This is a genomic window from Pseudomonas sp. BN515 (genome assembly GCF_029873155.1).
Lineage (GTDB): Bacteria > Pseudomonadota > Gammaproteobacteria > Pseudomonadales > Pseudomonadaceae > Metapseudomonas.
Genome location: NZ_SSOH01000079.1, coordinates 1 through 16755 on the forward strand (window position 1 = coordinate 1; position 16755 = coordinate 16755).

Consider the following 16755-nt stretch of genomic DNA (forward strand, 5'->3'; position numbering starts at 1 on the left):
GGGTACAGACCGGATAGATCCTTTACAGGTTGGACCGGACACATCCTTTACAGGTAATTCGCATGGCAGGAGGTAGCTGCCATGCCCTGGAAAAGAGTGTCGCCCATGGACCAACGTATCGAGCTGATCCACGCCTGGAGCAGCGGTGACTACAGCAAGAGCGAGCTGGCGCGCAGCTATGGCATCAGCCGGCCGACGCTCGACAAGTGGCTGCAGCGCTATGCGGAACACGGTGAGGCTGGCCTTCTGGAGCAGTCCCGGCGACCGCTCAGCAGCCCGCAACAGACCGCGACGGCGCTGATTGAGCGGTTGATCGAAGAGAAGCTGCGGCATCTGGATTGGGGGCCGAAGAAGCTGCTGGTGCGTCTGCGCAAGCAGGATCCGGAATTGCCCTGGCCAGCCCCTAGCACAGCGGGAGAATGGTTGAAACGGGCAGGGTTGGTGCAGTCGCGCCGACGTCCGCGGAGCACCCCGGCGTCCGTCACGCCCTTGCGCGCCGGCCTGCAGCCTAACCACGTCTGGTGTGCTGATTTCAAGGGGCAGTTTCGGACCGGGGATGGTCGCTGGTGCTATCCCTTGACCCTGACCGATCAGGCCAGCCGGTATCTGCTGTGCTGCCGGGGCTTGCCGCGTCCCGGCGGCGGGCTGAGTCGACCCTGGTTCGAGTGGGCCTTCCGCGAATACGGCCTGCCGGAGGCTATCCGCACGGACAACGGCAGCCCGTTCGCCTCGGTGGGCGTGGGCGGTCTCTCGCGCTTGGCGGTGTGGTGGATTCACCTGGGTATTCACCCGGAGCGCATCGCGCCGGGCCGTCCCGATCAGAATGGCCGACACGAGCGGATGCACCGCAGCCTGAAAGCGGCCGTCCTGAAGCCCCCCGCTCCCAATCTGGCCCAGCAGCAGATGGCGTTTGAACGGTTCCGCCAGGAGTTCAACACCATACGGCCGCATGAAGGACTCGGGATGGCGGTCCCGGCCGAGCGCTATGGGCCCTCGCCGCGCCCCTATCCGGCCCGTCTACCGGCGATCGAGTACCCGACAGGGCTGCAACTCCGGCGGGTGCACAGCAACGGTTGCATCAAGTGGCAAGGGCGCTCGGTGTTTCTGTCCGAGGCCCTGATCGACGAGTGGGTCGCGCTACGCGAAGTCGAGACGGATGTGTGGGAGCTGCGCTTCGGCCAGTATCCCTTAGGCCGGCTTGGACCTGGCTCCTCCCAGGTCCAACGCCTATCGGTGTAAAGGATGTCCCCGGTTCAATATGTAAAGGATGTCTGGCTCTACAGTGAGGGCAGTTAAAGGCTTGCACGGTGCCCCGCCACCTCGCGAATAAATTCGCTCCCCCCAAGGCAGGACTGCGTCCTGCTTGGCGATTGAAATCGCCCCCACAGGACTGTGCCAAAGGTGATCCGGGAGTCACCCCTCGCCCTCTGGGAGAGGGGCCGGGGCGGGCCGCGTTCGGATGAGGGTTGCAAATGGTTGGCACGGTGCCTTGCCATTTCGCGAATAAATTCGCCCCCCCAGGGCAGGACTGCGTCCTGCTTGGCGATTGAAATCGCCCCCACAGGACTGTGCCAATCGTGTCCCTTACTCCTCCGCCTTCACCTGATGATCGCGACGCCAGGCCGCCGGAGCGGTGCCGAACTGGGTGGTGAACCAGCGGGTGAAGGAGCTGGGTACCGAATAGCCCAGCAGGTCGGCGATGCGGGAGAGGGAATAGCGGGGATTCTCCATGTAGCGCAGGACCAGGTCGCGGCGCACCTCGTTGATCAGGTCGGAGAAGGTCATTTCGCTTTCTTCCAGGCGCCGCTGCAGGGTGCGCACGTTCATCCCGAGGGATTGGGCGATCTGCTCGATGGTGGCGCGGCCCATGGGCAGCAGCAGGTAGATGGCCTTGCGCACGTCGTTCAGGGTCGACTGCTGGGCAGCGCCGGGCAGGGACTCCACCAGGCGCCGCGCATGCCGGGCCATGGCCGGGTCGGCCAGGGGGTTGGCCTTGTCCAGGTCAGCGGCCTGGCAAACGATGCCATTGAACTCGCTACCGAATTCCACCTTGCAGCCGAACACCCGCCGATGCAGTTGCAGGTCGGGCGGCGCGTCGTGGGAGAAGTTCACTGCCAGCGGACGCCAGCCCGAGCCGAGGAGGGCGCTGCACATGCGGAACAGCACGCCGATGGCCAGCTCGATGCCCTGGCGCACGGCCACCGGCGGGTCGGTGATGATCTCTTCCCGCAGCACCACCGTCTTGCCCACCTCGTCCACGAACAGCGCAAGGGATTCGTTGAGCAGGTGACGGTACTGGACGATTGTCTCCAGCGCGTCGCGCAGTGTCGGCTGGTGCGACAGCAGCAGGCTGATGGCACCGAAGTCCGAAAGCTGGCGGGACTCGGCCATGCGCAGGCCGAAGGTGAGGCACCCACTGATGCGGGCGGAGTCTTCCAGGAGAGTAGCGGCCGCCGAGGTGGGCAGGCGTTGGTCGGGGTTTTCTATCAGTGCCTGGCTGAGGCCAGCCTGGCGCAGCATCTGTTGCGGGTTGAGACCGAGGTGTTGGGCCACTTCCATGTAGTTGGTAAGGGCCGCCGCGCGAACCATTGGGGTCATGTCGATCGCCACGCTGTCGTTGTACCGGAGCCTGCCTGTAGGCATGCGCCGATTGTTCTTGTCAGATAAAGCGAAGTGAGTCTGTCGTCGCGGATAGTCTTTGAATTTGTCTTTCATGACAACGCCGGCATTTTTCCCTGTTCCGGCCAGATGGAAGTAAAGCTAATCCCTGGAATTTGGCCCAGGCCACGGACGGCGGGCATGGCCCTCGAACGAACCGTCAGGCGGGGCAAAATTGCGCTGTCATGAAATGCGAAGCACCTGACGTTCTATGCAAAGCGGCTACCCCCTTGCATCTCTACTGTTTGCATCACGAAGTTCCTTCCGCCGCGATGGCGATCCCATCAGACGCAACAGGTTAATGACGTGAACGACAACGACAAGAACAGCACAACCATCCTCATCGTCCCGGGCCTTCGGGACCATGTGCCGGAGCACTGGCAGACCCTGCTGGCAGAACAACTGCCCAAGGTCCGCAGCGTTCCGCCGCTGGAGCAGGACAAGCTGAGCCTGCCGGCACGGGTCGAGGCCATCCAGCGTGAGCTGGAGCAGATCGACGGCCCGGTGATCCTGGTGGCCCACAGCGCCGGCGCACTCATGGTGGTGCACTGGGCAGCCCGCTACAGCCGGCCGATCAAAGGCGCGCTGCTGGCGACCCCGCCGGATCTCGACGCCACCTGGCCCGAGAACTATCCGAGCCCGGCGTCCCTGCATGCCAATGGCTGGACCCCGTTGCCGCGCGAGCCGTTGCCGTTCCCCACCCTCGTTTGCGCCAGCGACGACGACCACCTCGCCAGTCTGGAAGCGGTACGCCGCATGGCCAGCGACTGGGAAAGCAGTCTCGTCGAACTGGGCAAAGTAGGGCACCTCAACCCGGCATCGGGTTACGGCGAATGGCCCTACGCTCATGAATTGATCCAGATGCTGGATCGCTGAAGCACAAATCAATCGAAGTCCGCCGGGGAGTCCGGCGAGATGGCGCGCAGCCAAGCAACCGGCTGCGCGCTGAAAAGCAAGGAGCACGGAAACGGTTGCGGTAGCCACTACAACAAGAAGCGGAGCCAACGCATGAACAACAAGAACAATCACAACCTCAACTTGCGCAGGTGCCTGCTCGCCTCGGCCATTGCTGCCGGATTGGGCGTGCCGGCCGTGGTGCAGGCCTTCGAGGTCAATACCGGGAATCCGGACTGGTCGGTTCGCTTCGACAATACCGTGAAGTACAACTACGGCGTTCGCACCGAGAGCGCGGACAAGCGCATGCTGGCCACGCCGAACAACAACGACGGCGACTACAACTTCCGCAAGGCTGGCACCAACATCACCAACCGCGTTGACCTGCTGACTGAGCTGGACGTGATCCACCAGGGCAACAAGGGTTTCCGCGTCAGTGCCGCCAGCTGGTACGACAAGGCCTACGACAACACCGGCTCCAACTCGAACCCGTTCGTCAACGGCAACGAGGCCTTCTCCCGCATTGCCGGCCAGCCCGGCACCAACAATGCGGTTCTGGGCAGCCCGCACCTTTCCAACTACGCCCAGCGCTATTACAGCGGCCCGTCCGGCGAAATCCTCGACGCCTTCGTGTTCTACAGCACTGAAGTTGGCGAAGAGTCGATGTTCAGCGTCAAGGCCGGCCAGCACAACGTGTACTGGGGCGAGACCATCCTCAACCCGGTGCATGGCATCAGCTACGGCCAGTCCGGCCTGGACCTGGCCAAGCTCGCCGCCGCGCCGGGCACCGAGGCCAAGGAACTGTTCGTTCCGCGTAACCAGGTTTCCGCGTCCTTCACCATCAACCCCGAGCTAACCGTTGCCGCCCAATACTTCCTGGACTGGGACGAAGCACGCCTGCCCGAGGCCGGCACCTACTACGGCAGCTCCGACCTGGTGGGCACCGGCGCCCAGTCCTTCATCCTCGGCCACACCGGCGGTCCGGGCCTGGCGGGTCCGAACGGCACCCTCACCAGCATCGCCCGTGGCCACGACATCACCCCGGACAAGCGCGGTGATTGGGGCCTGATGCTGAAGTGGTCGCCGGAGTGGCTGGACGGCACCCTTGGCGCCTACTACCGCAATACTGCGGAAATCCTGCCGCAGGCAGTGCTCGATGGTACCGGGCTGACGGCGCGCGGCGCGGGCGGTCCCATCGCCAACGTGCGCAACTCCATCAGCACCACCAACTACAAGTTCGCCTATGGCGACGACATCGACATCTTCGGCCTGAGCCTGTCGAAGGACGTCGGTGGCGTCAGCGTGGCCAGTGACCTGAACGTCCGCCACAACATGCCCCTGGCGAGCATCCCGGCCATTGTCAGCGCCTCCGGCCCCGGTGGCCTGGCCAATGGTCTCGGCCTGCTGCCGCCCCGCGTTCCGGGTACTGGCGTGGTCACAGACCTGCCGAGCAGCGGCGACAGCATGAGCGCCACCGGCGACACCCTGCACTGGACCGTCAACGGCCTGGTGACCATCGGTGACACGCCGCTGTTCGACTCGGCGTCTCTGCTGGGCGAGCTCTACTACAGCAACCTGCTGAAGCTCGATAGCAAGAACGAGGCGCTCTACAAGGGCAAGGACAGCTACCGCGGCATCGACAAGCCGACCCGCGACAACTGGGGCGTCGCGGTGAACTTCACCCCCACCTGGTACCAAGTGTTCCCGGGCGTGGACCTGTCCACACCGATGTCCGTCAACGTCGGCCTGGATGGCGTGTCCCCGGTCCAGGGCGGCGGCGCCGAAGACACCGGCACCTACTCGGTCGGCGTCGGCGCGGCCATCTACAACCAGTACTTCGTGGACCTGAAGTACGTGGACTCTTTCGGCGATGCCGAGAAGTGCACCAACGGAGCCACCGACGGCTCGACACCTAACGCATTGGACGCCACGCAGCGCTACACCTGCTTTGCCGGGGGGTACTCCTCCTTCTCCGGCGGCGGGGCTACCACGGAAGATCGTGGCGCGGTGTACCTGACTTTGAAGACCACCTTCTGACATTCCGCATAGCTCAAAAAATAGAGCAGGAGAACAACGAGATGAAATTCGTGAAAACTCTGATGGCGGCTTCCCTCGCGGTGGCCTTCGCTGGTTCCGTCCATGCCGCCGTTTCGCCCGCCGAAGCCGCAAAGCTGGGCAACAACCTGACCCTGGTAGGGGCCGAAAAAGCGGCCAGTGCCGATGGTTCGATTCCGGCCTACGACGGTGGCCTGACCACCGCTCCGGCTGGCTTCAAGGCCGGCGACAGCATGCGCCCCGATCCCTTCGCCAGCGAGAAGCCGGTGATGTCGATCGACGGCAAGAACGTCGACCAGTACAAGAACCTGCTCAGCGCCACTACCGTGGAACTGGCCAAGCGCTACCCGGACTTCCGCGTTGATGTCTACCCGACCCACCGTACCGTGGCCATGCCGCAGCCGGTGCTGGACAACGCAGTGAAGAACGCCACCGGCGCCAAGACCGGCAATGATGGTCTGGCTCTGGAAAACGTCCTGCCGGGCGTACCGTTCCCGATCCCGCAGTCGGGCGCCGAAGCCATGTGGAACCACCTGCTGCGTTACCAGGGTGTGACCATCAACTCCAAGTACGACTCCTGGAACGTTGACGCCGCGGGCGTGGCTACCCTGGCCACCACTGGCCAGGCCTTCATCAACTACCCGATCTACGAAGACCTGAACAAGCCCATCGCCAATACCGACGTGTATTACCAGATGAAGCTGTATTACTCGGGTCCGGCCCGCCGCGCCGGCGAGGCGATCATGCTCAAGGACGCCGCCAACGCCGTCGAGCAGCCGCGCCGCGCCTGGCAGTACCTGCCCGGCCAACGCCGCGTGAAGCTCGCGCCGAGCCTGGCTTACGACACCCCGAACCCGGGTACCGCCGGTGCCGGCACCTACGATGACGTGTTCGTCTTCAACGGCGCCCTGGACCGCTATGACTGGAAACTGGTTGGCAAGCAGGAGCTCATCGTTCCCTACAACACCTACAAGCTGACCTACGCCCAGGACCCGAAGGCCCTGACCACCGCCAACCACCTGTCACCTGACTACGTGCGCTGGGAGAAGCACCGCGTCTGGGTTGTGGAAGGCACGCTGAAGGCCGGTGCCCGTCACATCTACGCCAAGCGCCGCTTCTACCTGGATGAGGACAGCTGGGTCGCCCTGGCTTCCGACCAGTACGACGCCCGTGGGCAGATCTACCGTGGCTCCTTCGCCTTCCTCAGCCAGAGCTACGACAAGCAAGTACCGGACACCACCCCGTTCGTGATCTACGACCTGGTGGGTAACTCCTACAACATCAACGGCATCGTTGGCCCGTACGGCGGCATCCGTTATATCGACCCGCTGACCAAGGCTCAGTGGGCAGCAGAGTCCCTGGCTGGCGCCGGCATTCGCTAAGCCAGGTTGGTTGCCGCTCCCTTTGAGTGTGGGGGAGCGGCAACCGCTTTCTTTTTCAGAGGACAGTCCCGATGTTTTCTTTCAAGTTCATCGCCCTGGGCATGGCCCTCATGGCGGGTAATGCCCAAGCCGCTTCCCTGGTCGATGTGCTCGACCTGCCGGCACAGCGCAGCGAACTGGCGGTACGCAGCCCCCTGCTGGACCTGGCCCAGGCCGGTCAGCGGCTGGTTGCCGTAGGCCAGCGCGGCCATATCCTTTATTCCGACGATCAGGGCGGCACCTGGACCCAGGCCAGCGTTCCGGTCAGCTCCGATCTCAATGCCGTGCAGTTCCCCACGGCCAGCGATGGCTGGGCGGTAGGGCACGACGGCGTCGTGCTGCACAGCCGTGACGGCGGCGCCAGCTGGGAGAAACAGCTCGATGGCCGCCAGCTCGGCCGCCTGATGCAGGACTACTACGCCACCCAGCCCGACGCCGCGCAATGGCTCGACGAAGGCAAGCGCATCGAAACCGAAGGCGCCGACAAGCCCTTTCTCGATGTCTGGTTCAGTGATGCGCAAAACGGCTTCGTGGTCGGCGCATTCAACCTGATTTTCCGCACCCGCGACGGCGGCCAGAGCTGGCAGCCCTGGGCCGACCGCACTGACAACCCCTCCGGCTACCACCTCGCCGCCATTGCTGGCGAGGGCAAGCAGGTATTCATCGCCGGGGAACAAGGCCTGCTGCTGCGCCTCGACGACAGCGGCGAGCGCTTCCAGGCCCTGACGTCGCCCTACCAGGGCAGCTTCTTCGGGCTCAGCGTTCAGCCTGACGTCGTCCTGGCATACGGCCTGCGCGGCCACGCCTACCGTAGCGTCGATGGCGGTGCGAGCTGGAGCCAGGTCGAGACCGGGCTTAACGCCAGCATCACCGCGTCCGCTCGCGATGCGCGCGGCCAGATCTACCTGTTCGGCCAGACCGGCCAGGCCCTGGCCAGCACCGATCAGGGCAGCAGCTTCCATCACCTGGACATCGGCCAGCCGGTACCGGTCTACGGCGCCCTGGCGTCAACCGACAACGGCCTGCTGCTGGTGGGCGCGCGGGGCATTGCCCAGCGCACCGTGGCTACTGGAAAACAAGAATAAGAGCGAGGCGACCCCATCATGGGCGGCATTAAACAAACCGCGATGCCGGTAATCCGGGATCTGAAAGACTTCGATGCGCGAAGCGGCAACCTGCTCGAGCGCATGGTGTTCAACAACCGGCTGTCGTTCGTGGCCGGCATCCTCCTGGTGACCCTGCTGCTGGGCTACATGGCCATTACCCGCCTGGAGCTCAAGCCCAGTTTCGAGAAGATGATTCCCCAGGGGCATCCGTACATCCAGAACTTCCTGGACAACCGCAAGGCCCTGCGCGGGCTGGGCAACAGCGTGCGGGTCGTGGTGGAGAACACCCAGGGCGACATTTTCGACCCGGCTTACCTCGATGCCCTGAAAAAGGTGCACGACGAGCTGTTCCTCACCCCCGGCGTCGACCGCGCCTGGATGAAGTCCCTCTGGGCGCCCGGCGTGCGCTGGACCGAAGTGACCGAGGAAGGCTTCCAGGGCGGCCCGGTCATGCCTGATGGCTACGACGGCTCGCCAGCCAGCATCGAGCAGCTGCGGCAGAACATCGCCCGCGCCGGCATCGTCGGCAGCCTGGTGGCCAACGATTTCAAATCCACCATGCTGGTGGTTCCGCTGCTGGACCAGGCCACTGCTGGCGGCCAAGGCGTGGACTACCACCAGTTCTCCCGCACCCTGGAAGACAAGTTCCGCCTGCGCTTCGAATACGCCGGCGATACCAGGGCCCAGGCTTCGGGCGAAGAAGGGCAGGGCGCGATCAAGATCCGCGTCATCGGCTTCGCCAAGCTGGTGGGTGACCTGATCGACGGCCTGATGCGCGTCATGGCCTTCTTCGGCCTGGCCGTGGTCACTGCCTTCTTCATCATCCTGGCCTACACCCGCTGCCTGCGCAGCAGCCTGCTGGTGATCGTCTGCTCGCTGCTGGCGGTGGTCTGGCAGCTCGGCATCGTCGCCTGGCTGGGCTACGCGCTGGACCCGTATTCCATTCTGGTGCCGTTCCTGATCTTCGCCATCGGCGTGTCCCACGCGGCGCAGAAGATGAACGGCATCATGCAGGACATCGCCCTGGGTACCCATCGCCTGGTGGCGGCACGCTACACCTTCCGCCGCCTGTTCCTGGCCGGCGTCACCGCGCTGCTGGCTGACGCGGTGGGCTTTGCGGTGCTGATGCTGATCGACATCCCGGTGATCCAGGACCTGGCCATCACCGCCAGCATCGGCGTGGCTGTACTGATTCTCACGACCCTGCTGATGATGCCGGTGGCGCTGTCCTACGTTGGCGTGGGCAAGAAGGCCGCCGAGCGCGCCCTGCGCATCGACACCAACGCCGCCGCGCACAAGGGCTTCGGCCATGTGTGGGACTTCCTCGACCGCTTCACCGAGAAGCGCTGGGCCCTGACCACTGTCGCCCTGGCCTCGGTGCTGGGTGTGGCGGGCTTCATGGTCAGCCTGCACCTGCAGATCGGCGACCTGGATGCCGGCGCACCGGAACTGCGTCCGGAGTCCCGCTACAACCGTGACAACGCCTACATCACCAGCCACTACGCGCTGTCCAGCGACCTGTTCGCGGTCATGGTGAAGACGGCGCCCGAGGGCTGCCTGAACTACCAGACCCTGATCCAGGCCGACCGTCTGGCCTGGGCCCTGCAACAGCACCCGAACGTGCAGGCCACGACATCCCTGGCCAACGCGGTTCGGCAGATCACCGCCGGCACCTACGAGGGCAACCCGAAGTTCCTCAGCCTGCAGCGTAACCAGGACGTGCTCAACTACGCCGCCCAGCAGGCGTCGGTGAACACCCCCGAGCTGTTCAACACCGACTGCTCGCTGATGCCGGTGATCGCGTTCCTGAAGGATCACAAGGCCCAGACCCTGGACGAGGTGGTGGCCATCGCCGACCGCTTTGCCGCTGAAAACAGCAGTGAAGATCGCCAGTTCCTGCTGGCGGCGGGCAGCGCCGGTATCGAGGCGGCGACCAACATCGTCGTGCGCGAAGCCAACCGCACCATGCTGCTCTACGTCTACCTGGCGGTAACCCTGTTCTGCCTGGTCACCTTCCGCAGCTGGCGGGCGACCCTGGTGGCGCTGCTGCCGCTGGTGCTCACTTCGGTGCTCTGCGAGGCGCTGATGGTGGTGATGGGTATTGGCGTGAAGGTCGCCACCCTGCCGGTGATTGCGCTTGGCGTGGGCATCGGCGTCGACTATGCGTTGTACCTGCTCAGCGTGCAGCTGCAGTTCCAGCGCCAGGGCCTTTCGCTGGCGGAGTCCTACAAAAAGGCGGTGTCGTTCACTGGACGGGTCGTCGGGCTGGTGGGCATCACCCTGGCCGCCGGCGTGGTGTGCTGGGCCTGGTCGCCGATCAAGTTCCAGGCCGACATGGGCATCCTGCTCACCTTCATGTTCCTCTGGAACATGATCGGCGCGCTGATCCTGATCCCGGCGCTGTCGTACTTCCTCCTGCGCGAACGCGGCGAAGCGACCCGGCCGGTCACCCCGGCCGATGAACCGGTCGCAAACTCGACCACCGAGGCCGCGCAAAGCAGCCGGATGGAGTCCGTGCAACCCTGACCCGCAAGCGAAGGAACTTGGACTAATCTGGAAAGCGGGGGATCGCCGCCGGCCGCTTTGCGGTCGGCGGCGATACCGTTTTCGGATTCGTCGACGTGCCTGCTCCCATGTTGTGAGGGCCGTCTCCAAGGACATAACAACATGCTTGATTACTTCGCGCTGGGCGTACTCTTCTTCGTGGGGATCGTGCTGTTCTACGGCATCATCGTCCTCCACGACATTCCCTACGAAATTGCCGTACACCGTAACCATCCCCACCAGGACGCTATCCATGCCGCCGGCTGGGTGAGCCTGTTCACCCTCCATGCGCTTTGGCCTTTCCTGTGGATCTGGGCGATGTTGTACCGCGAGGACCGTGGCTGGGGCTTCGATCACGGCAAGCGTGACTCAGCACCGGACGCTGACCTGGCAAAGGAACTGGCGGAGCTGCGCCGGCGCATCGAACAGCTCGAAGGACGCACGTCGACCGCCCCGGGCGAGAAGGAGGATTAAGCCATGGATCTGTTACTAGTCCTCACCTATACGGCGTTCTGCGTTGCCATCTTCAAGATCTTCAAGATCCCGTTGAACAAGTGGAGCGTGCCCACCGCCGTGCTGGGCGGCATCGTGCTGATCGGCGCGCTGATCTTCCTGATGAACTACAACCACCCCTACTCGGAAGTGGCGCGAACCTACTTCGTCTCGGTGCCCATCGTGCCCGAGGTGTCCGGCCAGGTGATCGAAGTACCGGTCAAGGCCAACCAGCCCCTGGAAAAGGGTGATGTGCTGTTCCGCATCGATCCGACGCCGTTCGAGAACAAGTTGAAGTCCATCCAGGCGCAATTGATCTCGGCCCGTGCCGACCAGTCCCGCGCCCGTGAACTGGCCGCACGCAATGTCGGCAACCGTCGCGACGTGGACCTCACCACAGCGCGGGTGGATGACCTGCAGGCGCAACTCAATATCGCCAAGTTCGATCTCGACAACACCGTGGTGCGCGCGCCGAGCAAGGGCTTCGTCTCCCATGTTTCCCTGCGTCCGGGCGTGCGTGCGGTGAAGTTGCCGCTGCGCCCCTCGATGGTCTTCATCCCTGACGAAGGGTTCTACTTCATCGCCTGGATGCGGCAGAACAGCCAGTTGCGGCTGAGCACTGGCGATGAGGCGGAAGTGGCCTTCGACGGCATTCCCGGCCGCGTTTTCAAGGGCGAGGTCAAGCAGGTGATTCCCGTGATCGGCGAAGGCCAAGTGCAACCGTCCGGCACGCTGATCAGCTTCACCGGGTCGCCACCACCGGGCCGCGTGCCGGTGTTCATCGAAATCACCGATCCGGAATACGCCCAGTACGCGGCCCTGATGCCCGGCGGTTCCTATGGCCAGGCGGCGCTCTACAGCAAGCACTTCCACCATGTGGCGATCATGCGCAAGATCCTCCTGCGCATGGCAGCCTGGATGAACTACATCTTCCCGTTCCACTAGGTTCGGGTGAGGGGCCGCCATGGAACGCTGTAGGCCATGGCGGCCTTTCCTGGGTGTTTCCGCGTCAACCCGCCATTGCTGAGTGCCCGGTCAAGGCCTGCATCGCTTCGGACCGGGCCACACTTGTTGCCATAAAGGTGCGAGCATTCCGCGGACGGGGATACTCGCCGAGCAGCTCCGCACCTAGAGTTGGAACTGCGCCACCAATTGCTCCTGGCTTCCGGCCACCTTGCGCAAGTGTTCGCCGCATTCGCGGGTGTGAGCGGCGGTGCGCCGGTTCTCGACGGTCATGTCACTGAGTCTGTGCATGTGCTGATTGACCGCCTGGGTGCTGGCCGCCTGCTGTTCGGCCGCAGCAGCGATCTGGAATGCCAGGGCGTGGACGTCCTTCAGCGAGTCGTCCAAGTGAGCGAGCGAGGCGAGCACGGCCTGGGTTTCCAGCTCGAGCGCGCGCGCCTGTTCGCTTGAGGCGCCCATGCGCGTCTGCGCCTCGCCGGAGGAGTCGCCGAGGGCGGCGACGATCGCGACTATCTCCTCGGTGGCCCGTTGGGTCTTCTGCGCCAGATTGCGTACCTCGTCGGCCACCACGGCGAAGCCGCGGCCCTGATCGCCGGCACGGGCCGCTTCAATGGCCGCATTGAGGGCAAGCAGGTTGGTCTGCTCGGCGATGGCGCGGATCACTTCCAGCACCGAGCCGATCTGCTGGCTGTCGGTTGCCAGGGCCTGCACCACCTGGTCAGCGCCGCGCAGGCCGGCGAGCAGCCGGTCCTGCTGGCCGATCATGCGTTGCAGGCTGCCCTGCACGGTCGCGAACGCGTCGCGTGCAGCGGCGCTTCCATCGGCGCTCTGGCTGGCATTGTCGGCGATTCCCTGGACGGTGATGGCCATCTGGTCGACGGCGCTGACCACCAGCTCAAGAGCCTCCTGTTGCTGGTCCAGGCTGCTGCTGGTGTGTCCGGCGGCCCCGAGGATGTCACCACTGGCGGCGTCCACCGCATGGCTGGCCTGGTGCATTCGCTCGACCACCTGACGCCAGGCCCGCGCCATCTCGTGCAGCGCCTGCATCAGGCCACTGTGCCCGCCGGCATCGGTGCCGAGGCGCAGCTCGCCAGCGGCCAGGCGTTGGGCCAACTCGGCCATGCGTCGTGGCTCACCACCCAGCGGGCGCATCACACTGCGGCTGACCAGCCAGGTGGCCACGGCCACTGCGGCCATGGTCAGTGCCACCAGCAGCAGGACCCGCCACATCAATACACGTACCGGGGCGAAGGCTTGCTCCTGATCCATCTCGGCAATCAGTGCCCAGCGCTGGCCGTCCAGTTGCAGGGGAACGAAGGCCTTGAGCACGGGCTGGCCGTTGAGACCGGCTTCTGCCAGGCGTCCCTGCTCGCCATCCAGGGCGCGGCCGATCGCCTCGCCGGGCAGGGTGACAGCCTGTTCGTCGGCGCGCTGAACCCGGTGTTCGGCAAAGCGCGCCGAGTCGGAGCGCATGTGACCGTCGGTACCCGCCAGGTAGGTTTCGCCGGCTTCGCCCAGGCCCTGGCGAGCCTGCATCACCCGATTCAACTCGGACAGCGGCAGCTCAAGCACCAGCAGTGCCTTGAGTTCTTCGTCGCCGCGGATCGGCGTGGCAAGGAACTGGCTGGGTTCATTGCTCGTCGCGTTCACGGCCAGGTCCCCGATTTGCACCTGGCCACTGTCCAAGGCGCTGCGCACGACCCGACCCAGCGACGTGTCGCGCCAGGCGGCATCGCCCAGGTTCTGCTGGTAGTCGGTACCGCGCTGCAGGCTGAACAGCACCTGTCCTTCAGGGGAAACCAGTTTGAGTTCGCGATAGCCGAAGGTGGCGACGAAATTCTCGAAGATCGGCCGGTCGTAGTTGGCGCTGGTGATCAAGGATGTGGCGTCCAGCCCGGCGTAGCTGGTGCCGAGGTTGCTCGCCAGGGCAGCGAGTTGGTTGCGCCGTGCCTGCCAACTGTCTTGCAGTTGCTGCTGTTTGATATTCGCTACGGCCTCCAGCGCATCAAGCGCCTGCTCGCGCAGGGCCTGGCTGGCCTGCTGATACACCGTGAAAGCCATGATCAACACTGGTATCAGGCCGATCAGCAGAAAGCTGATGGCCAGTTTTACGCGCAACGGCATGTCGGGAGACTCCGCGTGTAGATGGGTGACAGAGAGGTAGGCGCGTAAAAAATTCTGCAAGAAGCGTGCAAATTGTTTGACGTAGTGTCAATAAAATTGAGCGATGGACGGGCGAGGCCGTGATTCCGGCCGCCAGAGCAGCATGCTGGCGGCGCAGCGGCTGCCGTAACGCCTGGCAAAAAAGGCGCCTGGGACAGCGCAGGTGAATAGTCCGGTAACGGACAGGGATAGTTTCACGCCGACCGGCCGTGAGGCGTGCCCTGTTCGGCGGCCCAGTGGCGGGCGATCTCTTCCCGCCGGCAAACCCACACCCCCTCATGCCGCTGCACATGGTCGAGAAAACGCACCAGGGCCGTGGCGCGCGCGGGGTGGCCGCTGATCCTGCCGTGCAGGCCGACGCTCATCATCTTCGGTTGCCGTGCGCCCTCCAGCCAGAGACAGTCGAAGGCATCCTTGAGCTGCTGGAAAAAGTCCTCTCCCGACGCGAAGCCGTGGGGCATCAGGTAGCGCGCATCGTTGTTGACCAACGTATAGGGAATCACCAGATGCGGCGGGGCGCCGGGGAGCCAGTAGGGCAGGTCGTCGTTGTAGGCATCCGAGCTGTAGAGGAAGCCGCCTTCCTCACGCAGAAGCCGGCGCGTGTTGGCGCTGACCCGGCCGGTGTACCAGCCCAGCGGGCGGCGGCCGCAGATGCGCTCGATCAGTTCGATGGTCAGGCGGATGTGGCGCCGCTCCTCGTCTTCGGGAACATCCCGGTAGTCCAGCCAGCGATAGCCGTGCCCGGCTACCTCATGGCCGCCAGCACGCAGGGCGTGGCCGATCTGCGGGGTCAGCTCCAGGGCGCGTCCCACGGCAAAGGCGGTCAGCGGCAGGCCGCGTTCGGCGAAGAGGTCGAGGATGCGCCAGACGCCCGCGCGCGACCCGTATTCGTACAGGCCTTCCACGCTCAGGTCGCGTTCGCCGATACGCGCTGGCCGTCCCGGCAGTTCATGCAGGTAGGCCTCCGACTGGGGGTCGCCATTGAGCACACAGGATTCGGCGCCTTCCTCGACGTTCAACACGAACTGCAGCGCCACCCGCGCATCGCCCGGCCAGTGTGGGTGGGGCGGTTTGCCGCCGTAGCCGGCGAGGTCGCGCTCGGCCATCAGCCGAGCTCGAAAGTGGTGACGCCGAAGACCCGATTCTGGGCGACGGCGGGGACTGCGCCGAGGTACATCCGGGCGCAACCGAAGACTTCGGTCATGCCGTGGCTTTGCACCAGCGCCATGGCGTCGGGGTTGTTCTCCGGGGCGTCGAGGTACAACGGGCCGCCCGTGGCGAACCCGGCCAGGTCCGCGAAGAGGGCTTCGGCCACCTCGGCATCGTCGGCGAACAGCGGGCCGATCTTGCAGCCCTTGAGGCAGCGCCTGGCAACGCCGAAGCCGGCTAGCTGGCCATTGCGCCGGCAGCCCAGGGCCAGTGCGTCGGGCTGGTTGATCCAACCCTGGAGAAAGCGGGGGCGCGGTGCGGGAAAGCAGGTGCGGTCGTAAGCCTGAACCTCGTCAAAGGGGAATTCGGCGAGGGGAATGATTTCTTCGCCGGATGTCCATTCCGGCGGTTCGGCAATGTCGACCTGAAAGCGCAGGTTGCGGTGGGAAAAGACGAATCCGCCCTTGGCGTAGTAGTCCTGCATGGCGAACACGCCGTCCATGCCGATGCTGGCGCCCGGCCGCAGGCGCGCCAGCAGGCGATCACGACGGGCGTTCCAGAGGATGTCGCCGAGGCCCCGGCCGCGGAACTCCGGGCGGATGATGAAAAAGCCCATGAAGCCGAATTCGCCGCTGTAGGAGGTAATGGCGCCGCCGCCAATCAACTGGCCGTCCAAGTCTGCTGCGATGTAAGCCTCTGAATCGGTGGCCCAGAACAGCCCAGCGTCGTGCAGGCCGGGGTTCCAGCCCTCGCGCGCGGCCCAGTGGACCAGTTCGTCCAGCTCGGGGCGGAGCATGTTGCGGATCACCAGCGGGATGGACATGGCGGAGCACTCCTGGGCCAGGGTGGACGCTTTCGGTATAGCGCCAACCGGGGAGGGCGGCCAGGCCGTCGGGCGGCGTCAGGCGTCGCGCAGGAGGTCGTAGGAGTCCAGAAGTCGCCAGGCGATTTCCGGGTGATTCTCCAGACCCCGGCGGATGGCGGCAGGGATCGACTGGCGGGTCTTGCGGCAAAGGCCCGGCAATTCGTCGATTTCGATGTCGATGCCACGCATGCTGCGCACTTCATTGAAGCCGGGGGCGATATGCAGGCGCACCCCGAGCTGCTCGAACATGCGCCGTTGCATGTGCTCCAGGTCAGCAAGGCTCTGGATGTTCTCCAGCCGCTCCAGCAGGCGCTTCTCCTCCTGCCGGGTCAGCAAGAGGATGCGTACGTCAGCGCCGGGTTTTTCCAGCAACTCATCACGCCCGCAGTTGCAGGCGCCGGGCGGGCAGGGTTGGCGGGTGGGGAGAGTGGGCGTCATGGGCTTG

13 protein-coding genes are annotated in these 16755 nt (G+C 64.8%); 8 read left to right on the forward strand and 5 right to left on the reverse strand.

Features of this window, described 5'->3' with window-relative positions:
- The first annotated feature begins 105 nt into the window (after nucleotides 1–105).
- Complete coding sequence (locus E8E91_RS21805) at nucleotides 106–1239, forward strand: IS481 family transposase (protein WP_280375419.1); 1134 nt, start codon at nucleotides 106–108, stop codon at nucleotides 1237–1239.
- A gap of 345 nt (nucleotides 1240–1584) precedes the next feature.
- Here the strand turns inward: E8E91_RS21805 and E8E91_RS21810 are convergent, their stop codons facing one another.
- The gene (locus E8E91_RS21810; protein ID WP_280378827.1) at nucleotides 1585–2589 is read right to left on the reverse strand and encodes an AraC family transcriptional regulator; all 1005 of its coding nucleotides are present in this window, start codon (nucleotides 2587–2589) and stop codon (nucleotides 1585–1587) included.
- Nucleotides 2590–2964: 375 nt separating this feature from the next.
- Between E8E91_RS21810 and E8E91_RS21815 the strand changes: the two genes are divergently transcribed.
- The 7 genes from E8E91_RS21815 to E8E91_RS21845 all read left to right on the forward strand — a co-directional run bounded on the left by E8E91_RS21815 (nucleotide 2965) and on the right by E8E91_RS21845 (nucleotide 12115).
- Complete coding sequence (locus tag E8E91_RS21815) at nucleotides 2965–3534, forward strand: alpha/beta hydrolase (protein WP_190833957.1); 570 nt, start codon at nucleotides 2965–2967, stop codon at nucleotides 3532–3534.
- A gap of 132 nt (nucleotides 3535–3666) precedes the next feature.
- On the forward strand, nucleotides 3667–5589 hold the full coding sequence (locus E8E91_RS21820; RefSeq protein WP_280378736.1) for a DUF1302 domain-containing protein: 1923 nt from the start codon (nucleotides 3667–3669) through the stop codon (nucleotides 5587–5589).
- 41 nt (nucleotides 5590–5630) lie between these two features.
- Complete coding sequence (locus E8E91_RS21825; RefSeq protein ID WP_280378738.1) at nucleotides 5631–6989, forward strand: DUF1329 domain-containing protein; 1359 nt, start codon at nucleotides 5631–5633, stop codon at nucleotides 6987–6989.
- Nucleotides 6990–7060: 71 nt separating this feature from the next.
- A complete protein-coding gene (locus tag E8E91_RS21830; protein ID WP_280378741.1) occupies nucleotides 7061–8113 on the forward strand; it encodes a YCF48-related protein in 1053 nt (350 codons plus the stop codon).
- A gap of 18 nt (nucleotides 8114–8131) precedes the next feature.
- Complete coding sequence (locus E8E91_RS21835) at nucleotides 8132–10660, forward strand: MMPL family transporter (protein ID WP_280378743.1); 2529 nt, start codon at nucleotides 8132–8134, stop codon at nucleotides 10658–10660.
- 141 nt (nucleotides 10661–10801) lie between these two features.
- Nucleotides 10802–11152 (forward strand): DUF3302 domain-containing protein, encoded by a 351-nt coding sequence (locus tag E8E91_RS21840; protein ID WP_280378744.1) that lies wholly within the window; start codon nucleotides 10802–10804, stop codon nucleotides 11150–11152.
- A 3-nt stretch (nucleotides 11153–11155) separates the two neighbouring features.
- The gene (locus E8E91_RS21845) at nucleotides 11156–12115 is read left to right on the forward strand and encodes an HlyD family secretion protein (RefSeq protein ID WP_280371273.1); all 960 of its coding nucleotides are present in this window, start codon (nucleotides 11156–11158) and stop codon (nucleotides 12113–12115) included.
- A gap of 183 nt (nucleotides 12116–12298) precedes the next feature.
- Here E8E91_RS21845 and E8E91_RS21850 read toward each other — a convergent pair whose 3' ends face one another.
- The 4 genes from E8E91_RS21850 to E8E91_RS21865 all read right to left on the reverse strand — a co-directional run bounded on the left by E8E91_RS21850 (nucleotide 12299) and on the right by E8E91_RS21865 (nucleotide 16748).
- On the reverse strand, nucleotides 12299–14257 hold the full coding sequence (locus E8E91_RS21850) for a methyl-accepting chemotaxis protein (protein WP_280378746.1): 1959 nt from the start codon (nucleotides 14255–14257) through the stop codon (nucleotides 12299–12301).
- Nucleotides 14258–14490: 233 nt separating this feature from the next.
- On the reverse strand, nucleotides 14491–15402 hold the full coding sequence (puuE, locus tag E8E91_RS21855; protein WP_280378749.1) for an allantoinase PuuE: 912 nt from the start codon (nucleotides 15400–15402) through the stop codon (nucleotides 14491–14493).
- Nucleotides 15402–16268: a GNAT family N-acetyltransferase gene (locus E8E91_RS21860; protein WP_280378751.1), complete on the reverse strand. Its 867-nt coding sequence runs from the start codon at nucleotides 16266–16268 to the stop codon at nucleotides 15402–15404. The genes puuE and E8E91_RS21860 overlap by 1 nt, the downstream gene beginning before the upstream one ends.
- A 78-nt stretch (nucleotides 16269–16346) precedes the next feature.
- On the reverse strand, nucleotides 16347–16748 hold the full coding sequence (locus E8E91_RS21865) for a hypothetical protein (protein WP_280378753.1): 402 nt from the start codon (nucleotides 16746–16748) through the stop codon (nucleotides 16347–16349).
- Nucleotides 16749–16755 lie beyond the last annotated feature (7 nt).